This window comes from Erwinia sp. STN24, assembly GCF_041320675.1.
GTDB classification, from domain to species: domain Bacteria; phylum Pseudomonadota; class Gammaproteobacteria; order Enterobacterales; family Enterobacteriaceae; genus Erwinia; species Erwinia aeris.
In genome coordinates this window covers 1-1,588 of sequence record NZ_JBGGPM010000016.1, presented here as the reverse complement: position 1 = coordinate 1,588, position 1,588 = coordinate 1, and the positions used below count along the sequence as shown (strand labels likewise).

At 56.2% G+C, this 1,588-nt stretch carries 2 rRNA genes; both read right to left on the bottom strand.

From position 1 onward, the window contains the following. A 5S ribosomal RNA gene (rrf, locus tag ACA373_RS22110) occupies positions 1-84 on the bottom strand; the annotation flags it as partial. A 105-nt stretch (positions 85-189) separates the two neighbouring features. Beyond that, positions 190-1,588: ribosomal RNA gene (locus ACA373_RS22105) — 23S ribosomal RNA — on the bottom strand; the annotation flags it as partial.

The following is a 1,588-nucleotide window of genomic DNA, read 5'->3' as shown; positions in this document are numbered from 1 at the left end:
CCCCACACTACCATCGGCGCTACGGCGTTTCACTTCTGAGTTCGGCATGGGGTCAGGTGGGACCACCGCGCTAAAGCCGCCAGGCAAATTCTGTTTCCCCCCGCCGCCCTGAGGCCGCGCGGGTTTATCCGTGAACAGGCTGAAAATGTTGCGTCTCTCAGACGCCCGCCAGAACGCTTCTGGCGTTGTAAGGTTAAGCCTCACGGGTCATTAGTACCGGTTAGCTCAACGCATCGCTGCGCTTACACACCCGGCCTATCAACGTCGTCGTCTTCAACGTCCCTTCAGGTGGCTTAAAGCCACAGGGAGAACTCATCTCGAGGCAAGTTTCGCGCTTAGATGCTTTCAGCGCTTATCTTTTCCGCACTTAGCTACCGGGCAGTGCCATTGGCATGACAACCCGAACACCAGCGGTGCGTTCACTCCGGTCCTCTCGTACTAGGAGCAACCCCTCTCAATTCTCCAGCGCCCACGGCAGATAGGGACCGAACTGTCTCACGACGTTCTAAACCCAGCTCGCGTACCACTTTAAACGGCGAACAGCCGTACCCTTGGGACCTACTTCAGCCCCAGGATGTGATGAGCCGACATCGAGGTGCCAAACACCGCCGTCGATATGAACTCTTGGGCGGTATCAGCCTGTTATCCCCGGAGTACCTTTTATCCGTTGAGCGATGGCCCTTCCATACAGAACCACCGGATCACTATGACCTGCTTTCGCACCTGCTCGAGCCGTCACTCTCGCAGTCAAGCCAGCTTATGCCATTGCACTAACCTCACGATGTCCGACCGTGATTAGCTGACCTTCGTGCTCCTCCGTTACTCTTTGGGAGGAGACCGCCCCAGTCAAACTACCCACCAGACACTGTCCGCACCCCGGATCACGGGGCCACGTTAGAACACCAGCCATTAAAGGGTGGTATTTCAAGGACGGCTCCACGCGGACTGGCGTCCACGCTTCGAAGCCTCCCACCTATCCTGCACATCAAGGACCAGTGTTCAGTGTCAAGCTGTAGTAAAGGTTCACGGGGTCTTTCCGTCTTGCCGCGGGTACACTGCATCTTCACAGCGATTTCAATTTCACTGAGTCTCGGGTGGAGACAGCCTGGCCATCATTACGCCATTCGTGCAGGTCGGAACTTACCCGACAAGGAATTTCGCTACCTTAGGACCGTTATAGTTACGGCCGCCGTTTACCGGGGCTTCGATCAAGAGCTTCTCCTTGCGGATAACCCCATCAATTAACCTTCCGGCACCGGGCAGGCGTCACACCGTATACGTCCACTTTCGTGTTTGCACAGTGCTGTGTTTTTAATAAACAGTTGCAGCCAGCTGGTATCTTCGACTGGCCTCGGCTCGGGGAGCAAGTCCCTCCACCTACGCGCCAGCGTGCCTTCTCCCGAAGTTACGGCACCATTTTGCCTAGTTCCTTCACCCGAGTTCTCTCAAGCGCCTTGGTATTCTCTACCTGACCACCTGTGTCGGTTTGGGGTACGATTCCGTGTTACCTGGAGCTTAGAGGCTTTTCCTGGAAGCAGGGCATCTGTTGCTTCAGCACCGTAGTGCCTCGTCGTCACGCCTCAGCCTT